The organism is Thermostichus lividus PCC 6715 (assembly GCF_002754935.1).
In the GTDB taxonomy this organism is placed as follows: Bacteria; Cyanobacteriota; Cyanobacteriia; order Thermosynechococcales; family Thermosynechococcaceae; genus Thermosynechococcus; species Thermosynechococcus lividus.
Window position 1 is genome coordinate 208,028 of sequence record NZ_CP018092.1, and the last position, 21,179, is coordinate 229,206.

The 21,179-nt window shown below is 54.3% G+C and carries 18 protein-coding genes; 9 read left to right on the forward strand and 9 right to left on the reverse strand.

Annotated elements, in window-relative coordinates; genetic code table 11:
- Positions 1 to 78 precede the first annotated feature (78 nt).
- The 6 genes from BRW62_RS01085 to BRW62_RS01110 all read left to right on the forward strand — a co-directional run bounded on the left by BRW62_RS01085 (position 79) and on the right by BRW62_RS01110 (position 5,862).
- Positions 79 to 2,445 (forward strand): GH116 family glycosyl hydrolase, encoded by a 2,367-nt coding sequence (locus tag BRW62_RS01085; RefSeq protein WP_099797719.1) that lies wholly within the window; start codon positions 79 to 81, stop codon positions 2,443 to 2,445.
- A 118-nt stretch (positions 2,446 to 2,563) separates the two neighbouring features.
- Positions 2,564 to 3,013: a hypothetical protein gene (locus tag BRW62_RS01090; RefSeq protein WP_099797721.1), complete on the forward strand. Its 450-nt coding sequence runs from the start codon at positions 2,564 to 2,566 to the stop codon at positions 3,011 to 3,013.
- Positions 3,014 to 4,180, forward strand: a complete 1,167-nt coding sequence (locus BRW62_RS01095) for a GAF domain-containing sensor histidine kinase (RefSeq protein WP_099797723.1) — start codon at positions 3,014 to 3,016, stop codon at positions 4,178 to 4,180.
- A complete protein-coding gene (locus BRW62_RS01100) occupies positions 4,177 to 4,752 on the forward strand; it encodes a peptidase (RefSeq protein WP_099797725.1) in 576 nt (191 codons plus the stop codon). The genes BRW62_RS01095 and BRW62_RS01100 overlap by 4 nt, the downstream gene beginning before the upstream one ends.
- A 100-nt stretch (positions 4,753 to 4,852) precedes the next feature.
- Complete coding sequence (gene psaM, locus BRW62_RS01105) at positions 4,853 to 4,948, forward strand: photosystem I reaction center subunit XII (protein WP_099797727.1); 96 nt, start codon at positions 4,853 to 4,855, stop codon at positions 4,946 to 4,948.
- 581 nt (positions 4,949 to 5,529) lie between these two features.
- Positions 5,530 to 5,862, forward strand: coding sequence for a slr1601 family putative cell division protein (locus BRW62_RS01110; protein ID WP_099797729.1), 333 nt, complete (start codon positions 5,530 to 5,532; stop codon positions 5,860 to 5,862).
- Between the two features lie 50 nt (positions 5,863 to 5,912).
- Here BRW62_RS01110 and BRW62_RS01115 read toward each other — a convergent pair whose 3' ends face one another.
- The 3 genes from BRW62_RS01115 to BRW62_RS01125 all read right to left on the reverse strand — a co-directional run bounded on the left by BRW62_RS01115 (position 5,913) and on the right by BRW62_RS01125 (position 8,691).
- Positions 5,913 to 6,512 (reverse strand): hypothetical protein, encoded by a 600-nt coding sequence (locus BRW62_RS01115; RefSeq protein WP_227517480.1) that lies wholly within the window; start codon positions 6,510 to 6,512, stop codon positions 5,913 to 5,915.
- A gap of 54 nt (positions 6,513 to 6,566) precedes the next feature.
- Positions 6,567 to 7,277 carry a Crp/Fnr family transcriptional regulator gene (locus BRW62_RS01120; RefSeq protein WP_099799781.1) on the reverse strand — a complete coding sequence of 237 codons (711 nt, stop codon included), beginning with the start codon at positions 7,275 to 7,277 and terminating at the stop codon, positions 6,567 to 6,569.
- Positions 7,278 to 7,398: 121 nt separating this feature from the next.
- Entirely contained in the window at positions 7,399 to 8,691 is a 1,293-nt protein-coding gene (locus BRW62_RS01125) for an aspartate aminotransferase family protein (RefSeq protein ID WP_099797733.1), read from the reverse strand.
- 151 nt (positions 8,692 to 8,842) lie between these two features.
- On the opposite strand from BRW62_RS01125, the gene nrdJ reads away from it, so the two are divergent.
- A complete protein-coding gene (gene nrdJ, locus BRW62_RS01130) occupies positions 8,843 to 12,223 on the forward strand; it encodes a ribonucleoside-triphosphate reductase, adenosylcobalamin-dependent (protein ID WP_227517483.1) in 3,381 nt (1,126 codons plus the stop codon).
- A gap of 69 nt (positions 12,224 to 12,292) precedes the next feature.
- On the opposite strand, the gene BRW62_RS01135 is transcribed toward nrdJ, so the two are convergent.
- Positions 12,293 to 13,849 (reverse strand): serine/threonine-protein kinase, encoded by a 1,557-nt coding sequence (locus BRW62_RS01135; RefSeq protein WP_099797737.1) that lies wholly within the window; start codon positions 13,847 to 13,849, stop codon positions 12,293 to 12,295.
- 355 nt (positions 13,850 to 14,204) lie between these two features.
- On the opposite strand from BRW62_RS01135, the gene yqeK reads away from it, so the two are divergent.
- Together yqeK and BRW62_RS01145 are read left to right on the forward strand one after the other, a co-directional pair.
- Positions 14,205 to 14,858: a bis(5'-nucleosyl)-tetraphosphatase (symmetrical) YqeK gene (gene yqeK / locus BRW62_RS01140; protein WP_227517484.1), complete on the forward strand. Its 654-nt coding sequence runs from the start codon at positions 14,205 to 14,207 to the stop codon at positions 14,856 to 14,858.
- 53 nt (positions 14,859 to 14,911) lie between these two features.
- Positions 14,912 to 15,757, forward strand: a complete 846-nt coding sequence (locus tag BRW62_RS01145) for an ABC transporter permease (protein WP_099797741.1) — start codon at positions 14,912 to 14,914, stop codon at positions 15,755 to 15,757.
- Here BRW62_RS01145 and BRW62_RS01150 read toward each other — a convergent pair.
- From BRW62_RS01150 to BRW62_RS01170, 5 genes are all read right to left on the reverse strand, one after another.
- Positions 15,754 to 17,634 (reverse strand): caspase family protein, encoded by a 1,881-nt coding sequence (locus BRW62_RS01150; protein WP_198406082.1) that lies wholly within the window; start codon positions 17,632 to 17,634, stop codon positions 15,754 to 15,756. The two genes, BRW62_RS01145 and BRW62_RS01150, sit on opposite strands and share 4 nt — an antisense overlap.
- 75 nt (positions 17,635 to 17,709) lie before the next feature.
- Complete coding sequence (phoU, locus tag BRW62_RS01155; RefSeq protein WP_157768302.1) at positions 17,710 to 18,351, reverse strand: phosphate signaling complex protein PhoU; 642 nt, start codon at positions 18,349 to 18,351, stop codon at positions 17,710 to 17,712.
- 47 nt (positions 18,352 to 18,398) lie between these two features.
- On the reverse strand, positions 18,399 to 19,292 hold the full coding sequence (locus BRW62_RS01160; RefSeq protein ID WP_099797747.1) for a cation diffusion facilitator family transporter: 894 nt from the start codon (positions 19,290 to 19,292) through the stop codon (positions 18,399 to 18,401).
- Between the two features lie 6 nt (positions 19,293 to 19,298).
- Complete coding sequence (ctpC, locus tag BRW62_RS01165; protein WP_099797749.1) at positions 19,299 to 20,600, reverse strand: carboxyl-terminal processing protease CtpC; 1,302 nt, start codon at positions 20,598 to 20,600, stop codon at positions 19,299 to 19,301.
- A 124-nt stretch (positions 20,601 to 20,724) separates the two neighbouring features.
- Positions 20,725 to 21,105, reverse strand: coding sequence for a hypothetical protein (locus BRW62_RS01170; protein WP_099797751.1), 381 nt, complete (start codon positions 21,103 to 21,105; stop codon positions 20,725 to 20,727).
- Between the last annotated feature and the right edge of the window lie 74 nt (positions 21,106 to 21,179).

Here is a 21,179-nt window from a genome sequence, read left to right on the forward strand (position 1 = left end):
GACTCCTTTTGCCCCCTAGGAACTCACTAGGGGGTTTATGATTATGGAGCCGACGTTACTACCAGATGGGCAACAGGTGTGGAAAACAGCGTAATTGACGTGGCTAATTGTGCATGGAGTCGGGCGATCGCCCATGGATGGGAGACTCCGTACCGCGTCCGCTATGCCAGTAATCTTGACGATGGACCATGGCATGGGATGCCCCTTGGGGGGTTTGGGGCGGGCTGTATTGGTCGCTCTTCGGCAGGGGACTTTAACCTTTGGCATTTAGATGGCGGTGAGCACCTGTTTCAAACGGTTCCCGCCTGTCAATTTAGCCTGTTTGAGCAGGGAACTGGTGCCTATGCCCTCGGTAGTCCACCAGCAGACGGTACCTTGGCAGCGTGGCAGTGGTATCCCGCCGGCCAGGGGACGTATAGCGCTCGCTATCCCCGCAGTGGGTTTGTGTACGATGGTGTGTTTAGCACCGACGTCAGTTGTGAGCAATTTTCGCCGATTCTGCCCCACAATTACCAAGAGACCAGTTATCCGTTGGCGGTGTTTCTGTGGCAGTTTCACAACCCTACCGCACAGCCTATCACCCTGAGCTTAATGTTCTCATGGCAGAACATGGTGGGCTGGTTTACGAATGCGACCCCCTCGTCCGCCATTGAGATCCGCGATGATGGCAGCCCCGTCTATACCTACACCCCCCGCTGGCGGCACAGTCAGGGGAATTTCAATGAAATTCTGCAAACGGAGCAGTACCATGGCTGGCGACTGCGGCGATCGCCCCATGCCACCCCACCGCAGGAAGGGGATGGAGAATGGGCCGCCCTTGTGCCGACGGGAGTAGGGGAATGTTTCTGGCACAGCCGCTGGAACCCCGATGGCGATGGAGCCGACCTCTGGCAGTATTTTGCCAAGGATGGCTCGCTTCCCAACTGCACCGACACCACCCCTGCCCACGCGTCAGAGCAAGTGGCCGCTGCCTTTGCCCTGCGCTTTACCGTAGCCCCTGGGCAGACCACCGAACTGCCCGTGGTGTTGGCGTGGGATTTACCTGTAACGGAGTTTGGTGCAGGGATTATCTATTACCGTCGCTATACCGATTTTTGCGATCGCTCCGGTCAAAATGCGGTTCGTTTAGCCAGCCGCGGCCTCCAGCACTATCGCCAGTGGCAACAGCAGATTCGCAGTTGGCAACAACCCATTCTAGAACACCCCCACTGGCCGGACTGGTTCAAAATGGCGCTGTGCAATGAGTTGTACGTCCTCAGTAGTGGCGGGACGTTGTGGAGTGCCGCTAGCGATCGCGATCCCTTGGGGCAATTTGCTGTCTTAGAGTGCCTCGACTATCGCTGGTATGAAAGCTTAGATGTGCGCCTGTACGGTTCCTTTGCCCTGCTGCACCTGTGGCCAGACCTCGAAAAAACCGTGATGCGTGCCTTTGCCCGTGCCATTCCCACCGCTGACCCCACCCCGCGGATTATTGGCTATTTTTATCGCGGTGATCCAGCAACGGCCTACAGAGCACCCCGTAAAGTGGCCAATGCCGTTCCCCACGACCTAGGAGCACCCAACGAGCACCCGTGGGAGCGCACCAACTATACGGCCTACCAAGATTGCAACCTATGGAAAGACCTCGCTGCCGATTTTGTCCTACTGGTCTATCGTGATTTTTTGCTGACGGGGGGCAGTGATCTCGATTTTGCCCGCGAGTGTTGGCCAGCAGTTGTTGCTGCCTTAAACTACCTCAAACAGTTTGACACCGATGGCGATGGCCTCCCTGAAAATGGGGGTGCTCCAGATCAAACCTACGATGACTGGAGGTTACAAGGGGTCAGCGCCTATTGTGGGGGGCTGTGGCTGGCGGCTCTCGAAGCCGCGATCGCCTTGGCCACGGTACTCGAGCAACCGGAGGGCAAAACCTACGACCGATGGTTGCAACAAGCGCGCCCCCGCTACCATGCACTGCTGTGGAACGGTGCGTACTACCGCCTTGACACGGGTAGCGGCTCTGAGGTGGTAATGGCGGATCAACTCTGTGGCCAATTTTACGCCAAGCTTTTGGGCTTGCCAGATATTGTGCCGCCCGAGTGTGCCCGTAAGGCTCTGGAAACCATTTACAATACTTGCTTCTTGCAGTTTCACAACGGCACCGTGGGGGCAGCCAATGGCCTTTTGCCTAACGGCCAGCCCGAAGATCCCCACGCCACCCATCCCCTAGAAGTGTGGATCGGCATTAACTTTGGCTTGGCGGCGTTTCTCTGGCAGAGTGGCATGACCGCAGAAGCCTGGCGAGTGGCGGAGGTTGTTGTGCAGCAGGTCTATGAACATGGCCTGCAATTTCGTACCCCAGAAGCCATTACAGCCGAGGGCACCTTTCGAGCCTGTATGTACCTGCGGCCAATGGCAATTTGGGCGCTGGCCATTGTGAGCCAAGGCGAGCCCCTCAAAACTTGAGAATTTCGTAATCTACGTTACATTGTTGCAATTTGTTAAGCCGCGACAATGGTGAACAACGAGTTGCCCGTCTATGATAGGGGGGTAGCGCATCAGCAGTCATAAATTAGAATCACCTATGGATAATCTTAGTCAACGCTACCTACGTCTTTGCCAAGCCTACAGCCAGTTGGCGGAGCGCTATACTAAACTAGATATTGATCATATGACCCTGCGGGAGCGGCTTGTGCCGTTCCTGATGGCCTTTAAGTACTACAAGCAAATGGCTGAGCAACTGAGTGCCGAAAAGCTAGCCATGCAGCAGGAGATCAATGACCTGCGCGATCGCTACCAGACATTGGCTAGCCAAACTGGGGACGTGCCAGTCAACGCCGAGCTATTAGCCGCCCTGAGTGAGGCGGAGGGGCAAATGGCTCTCATTGAAGAAACCCTGAAGGAGCAAGACACCGATCTTGACCCCAACTTGCTGCCTATGGAAAAGCAATTATTGGAAGAGTACACAGCAGGGGTCGGTGACTTTCAGGCACTGCTGCCCCACTCGTCAAGTCGCTCTGAGGGTGCCTCCTAAATGCTCTCGCCTGCCAGTGAAGAATTTGTGGCTCTGTGTCGCACTCAACTCAAGCTGGTTGTCACGACCTTGGGTGCCTCCTCACTGGCAGTGTATCTCAGTGAAACCCTCAGCGATCGCCCCTCTTGGTCGCCCGTCGTCGTCTATCCTGACTCCCCCTCACCCTTGGCGCTGTCATCCGCGTTGGCTCTTCCTGCGGCACCATTGACAGGCTCCTCCGCGTTACCACCTGTTGAACTCTTTTCTTCCTTGGCGAATCAATTACTATTGCCCTTGATGTACCAAAACTGGGTCTTGGGGGTATTGGTGGCGCAACGGGAGCAGCAGCCTTGGCTGGCAGCGGAGCGAGAACAGTTACAACAAGTCGCCCAAACCTTGGCGATCGCCTGTGTTTTGGATCAGCGACAGCAATGGCTCAGCCACTCCAGCACCGCCCTTGATCAGCAGCAACAGCACTTTGAAAATGTTCTCCACCAACTGCGTAATCCAGTTGCGGCAATTCGCACCTTTGTCAAGCTGTTGCTCAAACACCTAGAACCTAGCCATCGTGGTCGTTCTCTTGCGGAGGGGATTGCCAAAGAAACGGAACGCTTGATGGCACTTCTGAATGATTATCGCCAACAGCGTGCTGACCTGCCCGCCCTCAGCGCTGCGGCTCCGCTGACCTTAGTGGGAACCCCCATAGACCTACGGGTCGCCCTAGCCCCCCTCATTGAAGCCGCGCAAGCCCGCGCAGAAATGGAAGGTAAAACCTTTGAGGTTGAGATACCGGACGCGCTGCCTCCCCTATGGCTGGACACGCGGGTCTGCCAAGAGGTCGTGAGCAACTTACTGGATAATGCCTTCAAGTATACCTCAACGGGCAGTACCATTGGCTTGCGCCTCACGGTGATGGCTGAGAGTGTGGAGTTGAGGGTATGGGATAACGGCTGTGGCATCCCAGCAGCGGTGCAGCCCCACCTCTTTACCCGTGGCTATCGCGGTGTGCAATCAGACAGCGAGGTGGAAGGAACAGGGTTAGGCCTAGCGATCGCCCAAGAATTGCTGCGCCCCTACAATCTCAGCTTAAACGTCATCAGTCCCTATCCTGCCGATAGTGATCATGGCACCGCTTTTATCCTAACGCTGCCGGTGCATACCACTGCCGTCGTGGGAGGTTCGCCGTGAGTTCCCTAAAGCAACAACTGCTCCGGTGGGGGAGTCAATGGCATCAACGGATGGTGCTGATCTTCTGCGTCCCACTCTTGATTAGTGCCATCACTGGTCTGGCGCATCGCTTGGGGCGTAGTTGGCTGGGGCTATCTAAGGACTTTGGCCGCGTCATGATGACGTTGCACGAAGGCCGTTACCTCGGTGAATGGATGATCCCCATCTACGTCCTAGCCGTTGGTCTGGGGGTATTGGCCATTCTGGCAACTGGGCTAGTGCTCCTGTGGGGGCGATCGCTACCCGCAAAGGGAACAGCACGACAGGTTCATCATCTAGTTGCTGGTGTGACGGCGCTCCCCCTGTTCATCAGTGCCACCACTGGCATTGCCTATCGCTTAGGGCGCAATTGGCTAGGGCTATCGAAGGAACAGGCAGCGATTTTCCTGAGCTTGCACCAAGGCACCTACTGGGGTGAGGCGGGTCGTCCATTCTATATTTTGGCCGTGGGGTTAAGTGTATTAACGCTGATCGGCACAGGCGTAACCCTACTGCCGCGCCGGTGGTTCACCCCAACCCCCACCGCTGAGTAAATGTTACAAACTATGAGCAACCGTTGCCAAAGGTTAGCTCCTATGGACTAATAAGTACAGCACTTGATCGCCCATTCGTTTGTACCTTAAGGAGTCGTTCATGGCACTGACCGATACCCAAGTTTATATTGCCCTTGTAATTGCCCTCCTCCCCGCAGTACTCGCGTTCCGACTTTCAGCAGAGCTGTACAAATAGCCGCTCGCTGGAGCAACGCAAGCAATTACAGCCCTCATTACCTATAACGTTCTTAATTGTGGCAGTTCCTCACAGTGTGAAGTTTAGCAATGGGGAACTGCTTTTGTTGTTTATAGAGATGTGGGCGGGCTAAAACCCCTCCGCTTTAGCGAGGGGATACAGCCAACTCAGGGGGCTTTAGCCCTCTCTATGTGTTAAACTAGAGACGTGGAAAGTAGGCGTATCAACTACGCGAAGAGACATCCTAGTACGGAGAAATCCCGGCAAGTAAGTCACTACCGCTTTGGCGGCAAGCCTAAACCACTGCAAGCAATGGCAGGATGTTGAGCGTATCGAATTGGCTAGTGTTGAAAAGTGCGAAACCACAAACCGAAACATAAACGTAGTCCCAATAGCAGAAATGCTTGAGGTGAGTAGGGGGTCTTTGACTGCCCCCACCCGCATTAAGTTGTGGGTGACAGCTCAAGGGAAAAGCGAAGCAACGCGGCTTCAGCCCGTTGCGTAGCATCCTTTGGGAATCCCCTCTCTTTCAAGGAGGGGAGAAGTCAAACTAAAAAGTACCTTTGCTCGCGCTAATTACCATGGCTCCGTCATCGCAATCCTCCAATATTCCTCCAGCCGTTTGGGAGGGGCTTGCCAAAATTGGCGTGAATATCCTACTGCTCACTTTTGGGGTGGCGGCGATCGCCAAAATCGTACCCCACCAACTCAGCCAACTACAGAAACTCACTGCCCTAGAAGCGGAAGTTCACCAGCTAGAGCAGCGGGTGACCCAGCTTAAACAAGAACAGCAACGAGATCTCCAGCCCCAAGCATGGCAGCGCATTGCCCAAGAAGAAGCCAATCTCATTGCTGGCAACCAACGCCGGATTATTTGGGTGCAACCGGACACCACCAAGCGAGATCCGCAATAGTTCCTCCCCCCAAATAGACCTCTCAAGCAGATAGCTGCAAGGGCTCGTGCTCAGTCTGGGGTTTCTGGCGCTCCAGTAATTAACTTTGGGGAATTAGTGGAGGCCGTGCTGGAAACCGTTGTATCCACAATACAGGGCAGTCGCGCGGCTTTTAGCCCCCGCTTAATCACGGCTAGGGTTTCCTTAAACAACACAAATAGGGGCAGATGGCGATTTGCCCCTTCGCTAAAGATATCGCGGTATTGCAGGGGCATATCCCAGCTATAGCTTCGACTCAGGAGCAGTTGTGACTGGCGCCACCGCGTCAGCAGCTCGGTAAAACTTTCCCCAGGACGATGGATAAATACCAATAGCTCAACATCCGTTTTCACCTTCCATTCTGGATCGCACATCAGAAAAACAAGGTCGCAGGGCACCAGCGCTGACTTCACTTGGGGACGTTGATTACTGGTATGAGCGGCAGGAATTTGAATTTCCGCAATTGGCAGTGGAATGGGAATCAGACTTTCTTGGGGTCGCCGCATACTGGGAATCATTTCCAGATAGGGGCGATACTGCCGCAACAGTTCAGTGGCGTGCAGTGGATCGGTGTAGTGTACCAGCGTGTGCTCGTACAGGTTGGGAGCGATCGCCATAGAATTAAAGCTCACCGAGCGCGACTATTGCTATCCTAGGCGAGGGGTTACGGTAACAGCAAGGCACCCTTAAGCCACCGACTGCTGTGCCAGTTGCTCTAGCTGCGGCAAGCTCTGAATCTGCAGTTGCTGTTTAGCCGCATCAATTTTGACCCAGCCTTTGGCTGCCAGTTTGTCTAAAAGCTGCTGTGCTTCCTCAGGGCTGATATTGGCCACATCTGCGAGATCCTTAATCGGCACATTGAAAATAACTGCGGTGTGGGCATTGCCGCCATTCCGCTGTCCGTAGCGGCGACCAAGGTTGACCAGTACATTGGCTAGCTTTACGGCTGAGGGCTGGTGGGCTAACTCAATGCGCGCATTCGTGAGGCGCAACCGTTGTGCCATTAACTGCAACATCCGGTAATGTAAATCTGGGTCTTGGCGCAGGGTCAGGGTAAATTTTTGAGCAGGAACCGAGAGAACTTCAGCGGTACACAGGGCAACCACATCGGTCGAGCGGGGCGACTGGTCTAAAATGGCCATCTCGCCAAAGAAGTCCCCAGGCCCGAGGATTGCAAGGGTGGTAAAGTCACCATTGGGCAACAGCCGCCGTACCTTGACCCAGCCCGCCAAAATAAAGTAAACGGCATTCCCCCAAGCATCTTCAATTAAAATGGCTCGTCCCGCCGGATAGGTATTGTGCCAAGCCACGGCAAGCATGGAGGCGAGGGATTCTTTGGAACTCTCACTAAAAAGGGGAAAGAGTTGACTAAAGTTGTCTGTCTCGATGCCTGCCATAACAACCTGATAAGTGAGTGTTGGACTAGTTGAGGTCAAGGAACCCTCCCCCTAGAATACGCGATCGCCTTTAGGTTCAGTGTGACTCCTGATCAAAATTGCATTGATTACTTTCAAACAACTAGCCACAGAGGCGTGCAAAAGACCGCTCAACGGCTGCGATCGCCCCCTCGATGTCTGCCGCACTGACAATTAAAGGCGGCACAAAACGAACCACCTTCGCCCCCGCAGGCACCAGCAACAGTCCTTCGCTAATGGCTGCTTTGACCACCTCCGCTGCAGTGAGGCTTGACTCTGCGGTTAACTCAAGGCCGTTAATTAAGCCCCAGCCGCGCACGTCGGCAATCAGTTGGGGATACCGGTTAGCAAGGGCACGGAGGCCGGCGCGTAATTGCTCACCGCGATCGCTCACATTTTGCAGCAGATTCTCCTGCTCAATCGTTTCACAAACCGTTAGGGCGGCTGCTGTGGCCAAGGGATTGCCACCAAACGTACTGGCATGATCGCCGGGCTGAAACACTGCACAAAACTCTTTAGAGAGCATGGCACCAATGGGAATACCCCCAGCTAATCCTTTCGCTGAGGTAAAAATATCCGGCTCCACTCCAAGGGTCTCATAGCCCCAGAGGCGACCCGTGCGACCCATGCCGACCTGCACTTCATCAAAGATTAACAAAATCCCTTTTTGATTGCAGAGTTGCCGTACCTGCTCAAAATAGAGGCGATCGCCCGGACGCACCCCCCCCTCTCCCTGCAACGGCTCCAGCAGAATCGCTGCCACCTGCGGCTGAGGCTGATCCAACGACTCCACCAGATCTGCTAACGCCGCAAAATCGTTGTAGGGGACATAGGCAAACCCCGGCACCAGCGGATCAAAATGCTGCTGGTACTTTGGCTGGCCTGTGGCCGTAATGGTGGCAAGGGTACGGCCATGGAAACTGGCTTGCGCGGTAATAATAACCGGATGAGCAATCTGACGCACCGTATGGGCATATTTGCGCGCCAACTTAATGGCGGCCTCGTTCGCTTCGGCACCCGAATTACAGAAAAAGACGCGATCGGCACAGGAGTGATTAACCAGCCATTGGGCTAAAGCCCCCTGCTGTGGGATGTAGTACAGGTTAGAGACATGGTGCAGGGTTTGAATTTGCTGGCTAACCGTTGCCACCAACGCCGGATGGGCATGTCCCAACGTACAGGTGGCAATCCCAGCCACAAAATCTAGGTAGCTGCGCCCCTCGTTATCCCAAACACGGCACCCCTCCCCGCGGGTTAAGGTCAGGGGAAACCGCCCATAGGTAGTCATCACCACCTGATCAAACTGTACTGGATCAGCACTAGCGGGAGGAACGGCAACAGCAGACTCTGGACTCACAGCACAACATCCTAAACGTATTGCGGCAGTGCTTGCCATCTTAGCACTAGCTCCCCAAGGAACGTTGGTGTGATGCTTGAGCGAGACTCTAGACCTGAAAACTATAAATAGTGCTTATTGACCCTTACGGCTCGCTTCGTTACACTACTGCTAGTATCACTCTAGCCCGTAGTCCTGTTATGGAAATTTCATGATGGTGCAAAACCCCCCTCGCCCCCAGACCACTTTCCCCGTTAATGCAGCCACCGCCTATCCCGTGTTCTACCGTACCTACAGCCGCCAAGATGACGCAGGACAGCGGGAAAGTTGGCAGCAGGTCTGCGATCGCACCATCCAAGGCTTAAAAGAGGTTGGCCATCTCACCCCCGATGAAGTTGCCCTACTCAGCCAAATGCAACGGGAGCTTAAAGCGCTGCCATCAGGGCGGTGGCTGTGGGTCGGGGGTACCGACTGGGTAAAGCGCCCCGAGAACTACTCCGGCGCCTATAACTGCACCAGCACCAACGTCGTTGACTGGGACTCGTTCGGGCTGATGATGGATTTGGCGATGCAAGGGTGCGGTACGGGTGCCGTCCTTGAGCATAAATACATCAGCCAATTGCCTCCTATCCGTAATCGCCTGGATATTGACGTGGTGGGCACCATTGGAAAAACGCCGAAAGCCCAGCGCCAAGACTGCACCACAGTCACCGTTGAGGGTAGCCACGTTCACATCAAAGTAGGCGATAGCCGCCAAGGATGGGTTAAATCCTACCAAACCATCCTTGAGCTATCCAGTGACATGCAATTTGATGGACACGTTACCATTACCATCGACATTAGCGATGTCAGACCCACAGGAGAGCGCTTAAAAGGCTTTGGTGGCGTAGCTAACCCCGTCAAACTACCCGACCTCTACCATCGCTGTGCTGCAATTTTGAATGCTGCCCTTGGTCGCCAACTTACCTCAGTAGAATGTTGCTTGCTCATTGATGAAGCAGCAACCGTGGTCGTTGCTGGAAACGTGAGGCGCAGCGCAGGTATGCGTCAAGGGGACAGCAATGATGCCGAGTTTGCCGCCGCCAAGCAAAACCTATGGCAGCAGGATGAACAGGGGAACTGGTTTATTGACCCCAAACGCGATGCCTTACGCATGGCCAACCATACCCGCGTCTTTCATCGCAAGCCAACCTTACAGGAATGCATTGAAGCAGTACGCAGTCAGTTTTATAGTGGCGAAGGGGCGATCCAGTGGGCAGGGGAAGCCGTCGCCCGTGCTAACGCCGATATTCTCACTAATCCAGACCTCAAACACCGCTTTTTGCGTGCCTATGACACTGGACAAGCAGACTTGCTCTTGCGTCAGTTAGCCCCCAAGGCAGATGAACGGGAAATCAACCACCGCCTTGGTCGCTATGGCCTGAACCCATGCGTTACCGCCGAAACTTGGATTCATACAGGCGACGGGCCGCGGCAAGTCAAGGATTTAATTGGTCGTCAACACAGCACCTATATCAACGGCGAACTCTTCAGCACTACACCGGACGGCTTCTTTTTTACAGGTATTAAACCCGTTGTCAAACTGCAAACCAAGGCAGGGTTTTCCCTTCGCCTCACCCCGAATCACCAAGTCCTAAAAGTTACGGCCCAAACCCAGCAAAAACAATACAGCGAATGGGTCGAAGTTGGTGAGTTGCGACCGGGGGATTGGGTTTTGCTCCATAACCATCGAGGGATTCAACCTTGGGATGGGATAGGAACGGCAGCGGAAGGTTGGCTACTGGGGAGCTTATTAGGCGATGGCAGTTTAGGGACAACTCAATGGCGTGATATTGGGCTACTGCGATTTTGGCAAGAGTCCCGTGTGGAACTGAGCCAATACGCGCGGGAATTACTAGCTACGGTGGTAGATTATCGAGCTCGCGCTGCGGCGACCTATGAACACAAAACCCTGAACCATCAGGTGATCAACTCCACTGGCCTAGCCCAGTTAGCAGCGAAGTTTGGCTTAAAGCCCGGTCGTAAGGTCATTACGCCAGCGATTGAACAGGCCAGTTATGAGTTTTACCAAGGTTTTTTACGGGGCTTATTCGACGCTGATGGCAGTGTTCAAGGTAGCCAAGACAAAGGCGTGAGTGTTCGCCTATGCCAAAGCAACCTCGAAACCCTCAAAGCTGTGCAGCGAATGCTAGCCCGCTTGGGGATTATTGCCACCATCTATCAAAATCGGAGGCCAGAAGGCTTGCGGTTACTACCTGATAGTCAGCGGCAGCCGAGCCTCTACCACTGCCAATCTCAGCATGAGTTAGTAATTAGCCAAGATAATTTGCTCCATTTTCAAGAATTGATCGGATTCCAAGAGCCAACCAAGCAGGCTAAACTCCAGAAACTCTTGAGTGGCTATCAACGGCAACTGAATCGGGAACGGTTTGCGGTAGTAGTGGAAGCGATTACGCCTGATGGAGAAGCTGCCGTTTACGACTGCTCTGTGCCCGGCCCGAATCGGTTCGACGCCAATGGCTTAGTGGCTCACAACTGTGGTGAGATTATCTCTGCGGATTTCCACTGCAACCTCTCAGAGATTCATCTCAACCAAATTGACCCTGCGGATACAGTGACCCAAGCAAACGCCTTCAAAGCAGGAGCCATCTCCGTAGCCGCCTTATTGCACCATCGTTTTGAAGTAGAACGCTATCGCTATGCCCGTGAGTTAGACCCTATTGTTGGCGTTAGCTTCACCGGACTATTCGACTTTTTCGTTCATGCCTTTGGGACGGCGTGGCTAGAGTGGTGGGCACAGGGACGACCGGACACTCCGCAGGGTCAATTTTTCAAAACCCAAGAGGCCAGCTACTTGCAACGCTGGCGGGATATTGTTCATGCTGCCGTATGGGAGTATTGCGATCGCCATGGCTTAAAACGACCGAACCGCTGCACCACCGTGCAACCCGCTGGCACAAAGTCTTTACTCACTGGGGCATCCCCTGGCTGGCATCCCCCCAAAGCACAACGCTTTATCCGCCGCATTACTTTCCGCAAAGGTGACGCTGTTGCGATGGCCTGCTATGACTACGGCTATAACATCATCCCATCGCAATCGGATAAAGATGAGCAGGGCAAACTGTTGGATGACCCCTTTGACCCGCGCTGTACCGAGTGGCTCGTTGAAATTCCTGTCGCCGTTTCCTGGGCAGACCTGCCCGGCGCAGACGCGATCGACATTAGCCAATTTTCTGCGCTGGCTCAATTTGACTTTTATATGCAAGTGCAGCAGCACTACACCACCCACAACACCAGTGCCACGATTGAGTTGCGGGAGCACGAAATTGAACCATTGGCCACCGCCATTTATGAGGCCATTCAGCAAGATCAGGGCTATATCTCTGCGGCATTATTAGCACGTTTTGATGCTAATGAAACCTTCCCGCGATTGCCCTTTGAACCCATTAGCAAACAACGGTATGACGCAGAAGTGGCGGCAGTCGCACAACGGCGGCGGATCCATGATTTCCATGCGGCATTATCTCGCTACACGCAACCGATTGAAGAGGCAGGCCCCGCTGGCTGTGACTCTGATAAGTGCCTGAAGTAGTCAGATATCCCTAGCTGTTGCTAATTGCTTAAGTTTGTACCTCCCCCGGTTTAACCAGAGGGGAGAGAGTTATTTGGGCAGCTTGGTAAACCAATTGCGCTTGGCACGATCCAGTTGCCCTTGCACCGCCCCCGAGACCATACTCAGATCGGCGCCTGAAATATCCGCTGCGGTAAAGTTAGCCCCTGAAATCGAGGCATCCTGCAACCGTGCCCCTTTCAAGTTCGCTTTTTCAAGGTTTGCATGCACCAGATAAGCGCCGTTCAGGTTCGCTTCGCTAAGATTCGCCCCCTGCAAATTCGCCTCCCGCAACACAGCCCCCGCTAAAATACACCCCTTCAGATCAGCATTAGACAAATTGGCGTTTGCGAAGTTCGCTCCCGATAAATCCGCATGACGGAGCACCACATTGGACAAGTCAACATCCACAAAATCCCGCTCACCCCGTTTGTAAGCCGTGAGAAGTTGGGCTGCCGTCAGTCGAGGAGTTACTTTTGCGCGCAGGTGCTGGCCACCGCCTGCCCCGACCAGTGGGGGGCCGCCGGGTCCCCCCATGCGAGATTGGCGAACTCGTGCCGCTTGGGCATTATGACTCACCGAGGATGCATAACTGCTACGCCCTAGCATTGGCTTGCCGCCCCGACTGGGGGGTGCCGAGAGTGCGTTGCTGAGGTCATCATCAGCACTTTGTGAGGATGCATTTGTGGCACTTGACCGTTTGGCAGACAAAAGTTGCAAATCTGCCAAAACCTCCATCGCTGTTTGGTAGCGATTTTTAATGGCATCCTCTAGCATCTTGTCTAGCAGTGCCGTAAATTCCGGAGAAATGTTCTTGGCGTACTTCTTCCACTGCCACTCACCCGTGCGCGGGTCTCGCTCGATTTCTTTGGGCGATTTCCCCGTCAACAGATAGACACAGGTCACCCCTAAGGCATAAATGTCGCTGGCATAGATGGGGCGCATGGCCATCTGTTCTGGGGGGGCATACATGGGGGTACCCACCGCAAAGCTCGTAAAGGTCGAGAGTTCGGGGGCATTTTCCACCATGGCTTGGGTAACTTTATCTTTGACGGCGCCAAAATCAATGAGGACGAGTTTGTTATCGATTTCGCGGCGAATGAGGTTGGCAGGCTTAATGTCACGGTGGATGACCTCGTTTTTGTGGAGATAATCCAAAATCGGCAAGACTTCTTGGAGTACTTGTTTGACATCTTCCTCCGTTTTGGCTCCAAAGCGCTTGACTTCCTGCTGCAGGGTCAAGCCAGCGACGTACTCTTGAATGAGGTAGAATTCACTGTCGGTTTCAAAGTAGCCCAGAAGGCGGGGTAATTGCGGATGGTTGCCAATTTTGCCCAGGGTGGTGGCCTCTCGCAAAAATAGTTCCCGCGCCATGGCCAGAATGTGGGGAGCCGACGCTGCGGGGCGTAATTGTTTGATCACGCAGCTAGGGTTACCGGGCAGCTTGGTGTCAACCGCAAGAAAGGTTGTGCCAAAGCCTCCCCTCCCAAGAACACGAATGGCTCGATATTGATCGTTGAGAAGCAGCTTACTGCCGCAGGCTTGGCAAAAATCCAAACCATCAGGATTGTCTGGTTTGACACAGCTCGGATTCAGGCAGTAACTCATAAGCAGCCAAGGGGATGAACATTGGGGTTCAACAGGGGCTTAGGTGACAGCATATCCTACCAGAGATGACCAGTAATCGTCGTCATAGGGTAGAGCAACAGACTGCTGCTAGTAACCTTGCATCGCAGATACACAAACTCGGTGGGCAAGGGGTTGCTCCGTGTATTTACGATACTCTTTTTTCTCTGCTTGCCCCTATCCGTAAAATTACGGAAGTTTTTATTACGGCTCCTGTTGAGGCAGACATAAAGGCGTAGGGGGTAGCCCCCCGAGTTGTTTGATCGGTCTGATTGTGGAGCAAGCTGTATGATACAAGGGTAGCACTTTCGATTTTAGTTGTTCGCAGTTTTGGGTTATGGTGACGTCCCCAATGGAGGGTGATGCGCTAGGGGAGCTACCTTGCGATCGCCAGCAAGTTTTGGCGTGGCTTGCGGAGCATGTGCCAGCACCGCGTCTGCAACATATTCTGCGGGTAGAAACGATGGCTGCTGAGTTAGCCGTTGTTCACGGTTTGGATGTAACGCGGGCAGCGTGGGCGGGGTTGTTGCACGATTTAGCCAAATATTTCCCGCCGCAGACACTCTTGGCGATGGCGCAGCAAGCGGCATTACCCATCACTGAGGTAGATACCGCCGATCCGCACTTGCTCCATGCACAGGTGAGTGCGTTGGTGGCTCGGCAAGAGTTTGGGGTAGCGGATGCGCAGGTTTTGGCGGCAGTGGCCAACCATACGCTGGGCCAGCCGGGGATGGATGAGTTGAGCTGTGTGATCTTTTTAGCTGATAGCCTAGAGCCGGGGCGCGGCCAAACCCCAGAACTGGATGAATTACGGCGGATTGCCCGGCTGAACTTGCAGGAGGCTGTGTGGCGAGTGTGCGATCGCACCCTGGCTTGGCTTATTGATCAGCACCGCTTAATTCACCCCCGCATGGTGTTGACCCGTAACTGGGCGATGCAGGTGGCACCCCCAAGCCGTAAAAAGAGGATGGCTATCAAGACTGGCGCTTAGCGGTTCTGTCCCTTGCTACCCTAGAAGGCAACAGTTGAGTTATCGTTTGCGCTATGACCACCTCTTCAATCAGTAGAGTTCCGGGGCTATTTTCCCCTGACTTTTGGCAAGAAACTCTAGCCTTAACGCGACGGTTGTTTATTCAGCTCCAACGACGACCCTCAACGTTGGTGGCGGGGGTGGTGCAGCCGCTCATTTGGCTGATCCTATTCGGGGCATTGTTCCAAAATGTACCGTCGGGGCTGTTTGGCGACAGTGCGAACTATGGCCAGTTTCTCTGTGCTGGCATTATTGTGTTTACGGCCTTTAGTGGTGCTCTGAATGCGGGGCTACCTGTGATGTTTGACCGCGAGTTTGGCTTTTTGAACCGCCTATTGGTGGCGCCGTTGGCCTCGCGGTTTTCAATTGTGCTGGCTTCAGCATTGTTTATTACCACCCTCAGCTTGATTCAGGTGGTAGCGATCGCCAGCTTGGGGGTTGTCTTGGGCACAGGGCTGCCGAACGTAGCGGGAATTGCCGTTGTGTTGGCAACAGTGCTAATTCTTGTGTTTGGGGTGACGGCACTGAGTTTAGGGTTAACCTTTGCCTTACCGGGGCACATTGAACTGCTGGCGGTGATCTTTGTCATTAACTTACCGCTGCTATTTGCCAGCACGGCACTCGTCCCCCTGCAATTTATGCCCACCTGGTTGCAGTGGGTGGCCAGCCTCAACCCCCTCAGTTTAGCTATCGAACCCATCCGCTACGTGTATTTGCACCCAAACTGGACGATTGCCGATGTGGTGATGGTGGCACCATGGGGGGCCATCTCCTTGGGCACGGCGATAGCGATCCTGCTAGCGGTGGCGGTGGCACTGAGTCTGCTGATTCAGCCATTGTTACGCCGTCGCTTGGCCTAGACCACCCGCAACGTATAGCATTGGCTACACCACTGCGCGACATCCAAGCTTAGGTCATTCCCCTCCGGCTCTGTACTTAGGTCGCTGAGTAACCCTTGGGTGAGGGCTAGGCCATTCTCCCCAGCCACCGGTAGGGGTTGGGCATTGGTGGGGGGGGAGCTGTGCTGGTTAACGTGGCTGAAGGGGCGACGGCTGCTGATAATAAAGACTTGCAGCCACTGGCTAGGGTGGTTCAAGCTCCAGGTGTAGAGGGGCACACTCAGCCCCGCTGCTAGTTCTAGGTGCCAGGACTGCGGTTGGAGGGGCAGCAAGAGCAGCCCTTGGCGGCTGTCCCAAGCAACGGCCAGCACATTTAAGGACTCGTCGCCATAGTTATAGATGCTCCAACGGCAGGTGTCCCCCTTGGTTAGGGTGAGGGGGGCTGCCAAGTTCACAGGGGGTAGCTTTGTGCGCAGTACCTCCGGCAGTGGATGGGGGGAGCGAGTTGTGTATTGCCGACTTAAGAGTTTGGGCTGGGGGGTGAGTTGCTCCAGGGTGGTGGAAATGCCTAAATGGCTCGAGGTTGTATTAACGGTCAAGGCCAGCCATTTGTGGGCTAGCAGAGTGGCAAACCATGGGTTTAAGCGCCGCATTCCCGCCTTGGCAGCTTCGTTGGTGGTGGTGCAACTCTCCTGGAGGAGGGAGCCTGCGGGCCATTGCAGCCCATAGCTACCGGCCTCTGAGGTTTTGGTAATGATTACATCTGGCAGGTCGTCGGGGCTGTTGACAACCGTCACGTCGCCTTGGTTAGCCAAGGCATTCACGACATCAACTCGCTCAATTTTCTCGAGGTGTGGGTCTAAGCCAACCTTAAGGCTGAGATTGCGAGGGAGGCGACGCAATTTTTCGTAGAGGCGATCGCCACTTTGCAGCGGAGCAGCGGCTGTACCTTGAGCCATAAAACCATTGATGCTGCTGAGTTCCACCATTACGCTTGTATCGGTGCTGAGCAGACGACTGCGGGGGCTGAGGTGTGCCAGCAACCATGGACTGAACCCGCCGCACCAAAGGTTGAGGGTGCGATCATGGCTGCCTTGGACAACGGCATCCAAACTGTTACCACCCATGCTAGGCAGGTTGCCCATCGTTAAATGCACCTCACTGCCAAGCTGGGTGCGCAGGTCATCAGCGGTATGCATTACGCTGCGATCCAGGGGGCGATCGCCGGCCAAGGCCGCTAGATAATGGCTCAGGGTCGCAGTAAACAGCCCTACAGTCATCCCATTAAGGGTGACTTCTGCCCCAAGATCGTTGACGGCGGTGAGGTTTTTAGCCTCACTGTGTGCCTGAGGGCTAACGGTTGCGGCTAGGGGGGCATACCGCCACCGCAGATGAGAGGCGCGGGGTGGCGCACTGGTAAAGCGGGTATCTAGCCAGACCTGTAGGGATTTGAGGTTGAGTAGCTCTGCTAAGGCTAAGCTATCAGCACCACTGCTATCGGCATTGGCCAATAGGAGCGTCGGCTGTTGTTGCCAGAGGGTGCCATAGCCGCTGAAATAGACCAAAATAGGGTCACCAAGCCCTTGGAGTTCTGCCAGTTCCTCCCTGACTCTGGGCAGGGTTGCCGCAGCCTCGGTCAAAATCGTTAGGCGATCGCGATCGAGGCCAAATCGTTCCATCAACAACATCTTGACCAGTTCCACATCGGTGAGGCAACCGGCAAGGGGGGGCACCATTCCAAGGTGGGGATAGTGGTTAATGCCAATGAGGAGTGCCCGCACCGTTGGTAAAGGAGCAGCGATCGCCCTACTCCCCTCCTGCCAAAACGCCTGTGCCAGTAACAGCGCAGCAGCAGATTGTAAGAAGAAACGGCGGCCAAGGTGCATTGCGCTCTCCATCCAAAGGGGCTAACTCCATTCTCAGAGGTTATGGGGCAATTGCCGCACCCCAAGGGCGTGAAAGGCAAAATTTACTCAGTGGGGGTAGCCGTTGACAATAAAGCAAACTCGCTCGCCAATTTTCGTGGCATGGTCTCCCATGCGCTCTAGGTTGCGAATCACCACTAACAGTAACAGGCGTGGCTCCACCAGTTCAGCCTCGGCTAGGGGGCTACAAAGGCGACTATAAATGCGCCTGTAGTCTGCATCCACCGCATCATCATGGAGGGCAATGGCCGCAGCCAACTCCACATCCAGATCCGCAACAGCAGATAAACTTTCGGACACTAGCAATAGCGATCGCTCAAACATCGCTTTTACCTCAGCCAACACGGCGGGCGTTGCAGGATAGGCAAAGAGGCGCTGAGCAGCGGTGGCAATTTCCACAGCATAGTCGCTAATGCGCTCTAAATCCCGACTGAGGTGCAGTAAGCTGGCTAAAAAGCGCAGATCCTTGGCCACTGGGGCGTGCAGGGTCAAAATTTCAATGGCATCTTGGGTCAGTTGGTGATACTGGCGATCCACTTCCTGTTCTCGCCGCAGCAGCAGATCAATGGCGGTCAGGTTCCCTTCAATTAACACCCCGTAGGAGAGTTGACAGGTGGTCTCCACCAGTGCCCCCAATCGCAATAGATCGGTGCGTAGGCGTTGAAGCTGGCGTTCAAAAAAAGGAGCCACGATACCACAGCGAGAAAAGGGACTGCTTAGCTAGTGTGGCAGAAAAATTAAGAAAACGTTATCTGGCTCGACTGGTAATCTTGAGGTTCCACATGGATGACGATGCGTGCAGGGCCATAATGTGCTTGTAGGGCAGCCTCTACCTCTTCGGTAATCCCATGGGCCGCGGTGACATCCTCCGTTTCAACAATCAGGTGCATTTCAATGAATAATTGTCGGCCAACCACCCCCCGCGAACTAATGTCATGGCAGTTGATCACTCCAGGGATAGCCATGACAATGGTGTAAATGGCCTCCGGGGCGATCGCCGCTGCATCCACCAGCCACGGAATGTTGGTTTTCAGCACCGACCATGCACTCCAAAACACCAAGGCCGCCACCGGAAAGGCTAACGCCACGTCTAACCAGTACCAGTTTAAGCTCCAGACCCCGATCAGCCCTAGGAGCACAGCAATGGTGACCCAGACATCGCTGAGGGTGTGCTTCGCGTCTGCCAGCAAGACTGGGCTATTCAGCTTGCGCCCCATGTGGTGCTCGTAAAGGGTGACCCCAATATTGATGCCCAACACCCCAATCATCAACCATAGCTCTGCTGCCCCAAGGGCAATCGTTGTTGCCTGATGTAGCAGCCGCTCCACTGCACTCTGTAGAATTTCAAAGCAGGCCATTCCCAAAAAGGCAGCAATTCCCAGCGCCCCTAATGCTTCAAACTTTTGATGTCCATAGGGATGCTCGCGATCGGGGTGGGGATTGGCCCAGTGCATGGCCACCAACCCCAAGACATTACTCATGCCATCGGTAAAACTGTGGAGCGCATCCGCCTGCAAACTCAGAGAGTGACTTAGCACCCCAACGAGCGCTTTCACCAGCGTAACAACAATATTCAGAATGAGTGTTAGCCAGAGTACCCGCTGAACGTTGTGTCGCTGATCACGCATCATGCTGGGTTAGCGAAGAGCGCGGGAAGGCTGCACCGACTGAGCGCTGCGCTGCTGCTCAGCTAAAATGCGCTCATTGAGAACGGCGATCGCCCGCATGAATTGGGGGTCTTTATCCGTCGCAATATCCTCCCGGGTCAGTTGCTCCCGCTGCTGCTCAGTCAGTTTCACTTCAATATCCGGCTCAATCCCTTTCTTATTAATGTCGCGGCCACTGGGGGTAAAGTACTTCGCGATCGTCACGGCAATCCCCGATCCTTCACCTACCGGTTGCACCGACTGTACTAAGCCCTTGCCAAAGGTCTTCGTCCCAATTAAGACCGCACGGTTATTGTCCTGGAGCGCCCCGGCCAAAATTTCGCTGGCACTGGCAGACCCACCGTCAATCAGCACGACCATGGGCTTGTTGGTGAGAAACCCTCGCCCCGCTCGCAGGCGATCGGCTTCCCCTTGGCGATTCACAGTGGAGACAATATCCCCCTGCTGTAAAAACATCCGCGCAATTTCGGCACTGGCAAACAGTAACCCCCCCGGATTCGAGCGCACATCCAAAACGTAGCCCTGTACACCCTGCTTCTCTAAGTCACGGATGGCACTGCGCATTTCCGCCGCTGCATTAGAGCTAAAGGTAACAAGGCGAATGTAGCCAACAGGACCTTGGGGGGTTTGCCGCACACTGTAGCGCACGGGGTGAATTTCAATGCGGGCGCGGGTCACTTCAAAGTTCATGACTTGACCGCCTCGCTGAATAGTTAGCCGGACTTTCGTGTTCACCGGCCCCCGGATCATGCTGACAGCTTGGTTAATATCCATGCCTTTTGTGGACTTACCATCAATCCGCAGAATCACATCCTTGGCCATTAAGCCAATTTCAGCAGCAGGGCTGCCCTCAATGGGGGAAACAACCGTAATTTCCTTGGTTTTCTCATCTTGGGTAATGGTAATACCGACGCCCGTTAGCTCCCCGGAGGTTTCAATTTGCATCGACTTAAATTGCTCAGGATCCATGAAGCGAGTATAGGGATCGTTGAGCTTTTCGAGCATTTCCCGAGCCGCTTTATAGGCGTCCTCAGTATTGCTATAGTTACGAGATAAGAACTCTCGGCGCACCGCCCGCCAGTCATTGCCGTTAAAGGTGGCATCCACATACTCGCGGTCAATCACTTGCCACACTTCATCGACGAGTTCCTTAGGGCTTTGCCGAAAGCTAGCTAAACTTCTCGACCAGTGTAACCCCGCACCTGTAACGGCCACTAAGGCTGTCATCACAACGGTCGTGCTAACAACTAATGTGCGGTGTGTGATTCCCATAGGACTCGTCCTAATGCTGAGTGCGTTTTCTTACGCCCAATCTAGCATAAACCCAGACGGTGGCCGTGCTTGGATTGCGGCGTTACCTAAGGCCTTGGACGCTAGCTAACCCCCAAAAGTGCCCCTAGCCCCCCACCTGCTTCAGAATACAGCGGTTAATACTTTCATCGACGACCCGCTGGACGTGTTGCTGGTGCGGAGACTGATTCTGACGACTGTCAGGGTTCAGGGTACGAAAGTCATCATAGCTGACCCGCTCTTGAATGTAGTTAATGGAGCAACGGCAGATGTTGCTCAGCAGCGATCGCGGCACAATGGGCGCTGAGCGCTGGCCTTGATTGAGGCAGGTGTCCATAAAGCTCGTGACTGCCACAGCGGGATACTTTTGGGCGATCGCTTGAGAGGGCACCCCTACACTACTCACTAAACCACTACCAATGAGCACGAGAGAGACTAATTTCATTTCAATAGAATCAAAAATAAAAACCCCCTTAGTGTACGGCATGACCCCTTGCGGTATGCAAAATGTTTGCACCTCGCAGCATATTGTTGCCTAGGCCAACAGTCTTGCAACACATT

Bases quoted from the DNA above. Each gene is read 5' to 3' on its own strand.
- BRW62_RS01090 (WP_099797721.1), top strand. From the start codon at position 2,564: ATGGATAATCTTAGTCAACGCTACCTACGTCTTTGCCAAGCCTACAGC.
- BRW62_RS01095 (WP_099797723.1), top strand. From the start codon at position 3,014: ATGCTCTCGCCTGCCAGTGAAGAATTTGTGGCTCTGTGTCGCACTCAA.
- psaM (WP_099797727.1), top strand. From the start codon at position 4,853: ATGGCACTGACCGATACCCAAGTTTATATTGCCCTTGTAATTGCCCTC.
- BRW62_RS01110 (WP_099797729.1), top strand. From the start codon at position 5,530: ATGGCTCCGTCATCGCAATCCTCCAATATTCCTCCAGCCGTTTGGGAG.
- BRW62_RS01120 (WP_099799781.1), bottom strand. From the start codon at position 7,277: ATGGCAGGCATCGAGACAGACAACTTTAGTCAACTCTTTCCCCTTTTT.
- BRW62_RS01125 (WP_099797733.1), bottom strand. From the start codon at position 8,691: ATGGCAAGCACTGCCGCAATACGTTTAGGATGTTGTGCTGTGAGTCCA.
- nrdJ (WP_227517483.1), top strand. From the start codon at position 8,843: ATGATGGTGCAAAACCCCCCTCGCCCCCAGACCACTTTCCCCGTTAAT.
- BRW62_RS01135 (WP_099797737.1), bottom strand. From the start codon at position 13,849: ATGAGTTACTGCCTGAATCCGAGCTGTGTCAAACCAGACAATCCTGAT.
- yqeK (WP_227517484.1), top strand. From the start codon at position 14,205: ATGGTGACGTCCCCAATGGAGGGTGATGCGCTAGGGGAGCTACCTTGC.
- BRW62_RS01145 (WP_099797741.1), top strand. From the start codon at position 14,912: ATGACCACCTCTTCAATCAGTAGAGTTCCGGGGCTATTTTCCCCTGAC.
- BRW62_RS01150 (WP_198406082.1), bottom strand. From the start codon at position 17,634: ATGGAGAGCGCAATGCACCTTGGCCGCCGTTTCTTCTTACAATCTGCT.
- BRW62_RS01160 (WP_099797747.1), bottom strand. From the start codon at position 19,292: ATGATGCGTGATCAGCGACACAACGTTCAGCGGGTACTCTGGCTAACA.
- ctpC (WP_099797749.1), bottom strand. From the start codon at position 20,600: ATGGGAATCACACACCGCACATTAGTTGTTAGCACGACCGTTGTGATG.
- BRW62_RS01170 (WP_099797751.1), bottom strand. From the start codon at position 21,105: ATGCCGTACACTAAGGGGGTTTTTATTTTTGATTCTATTGAAATGAAA.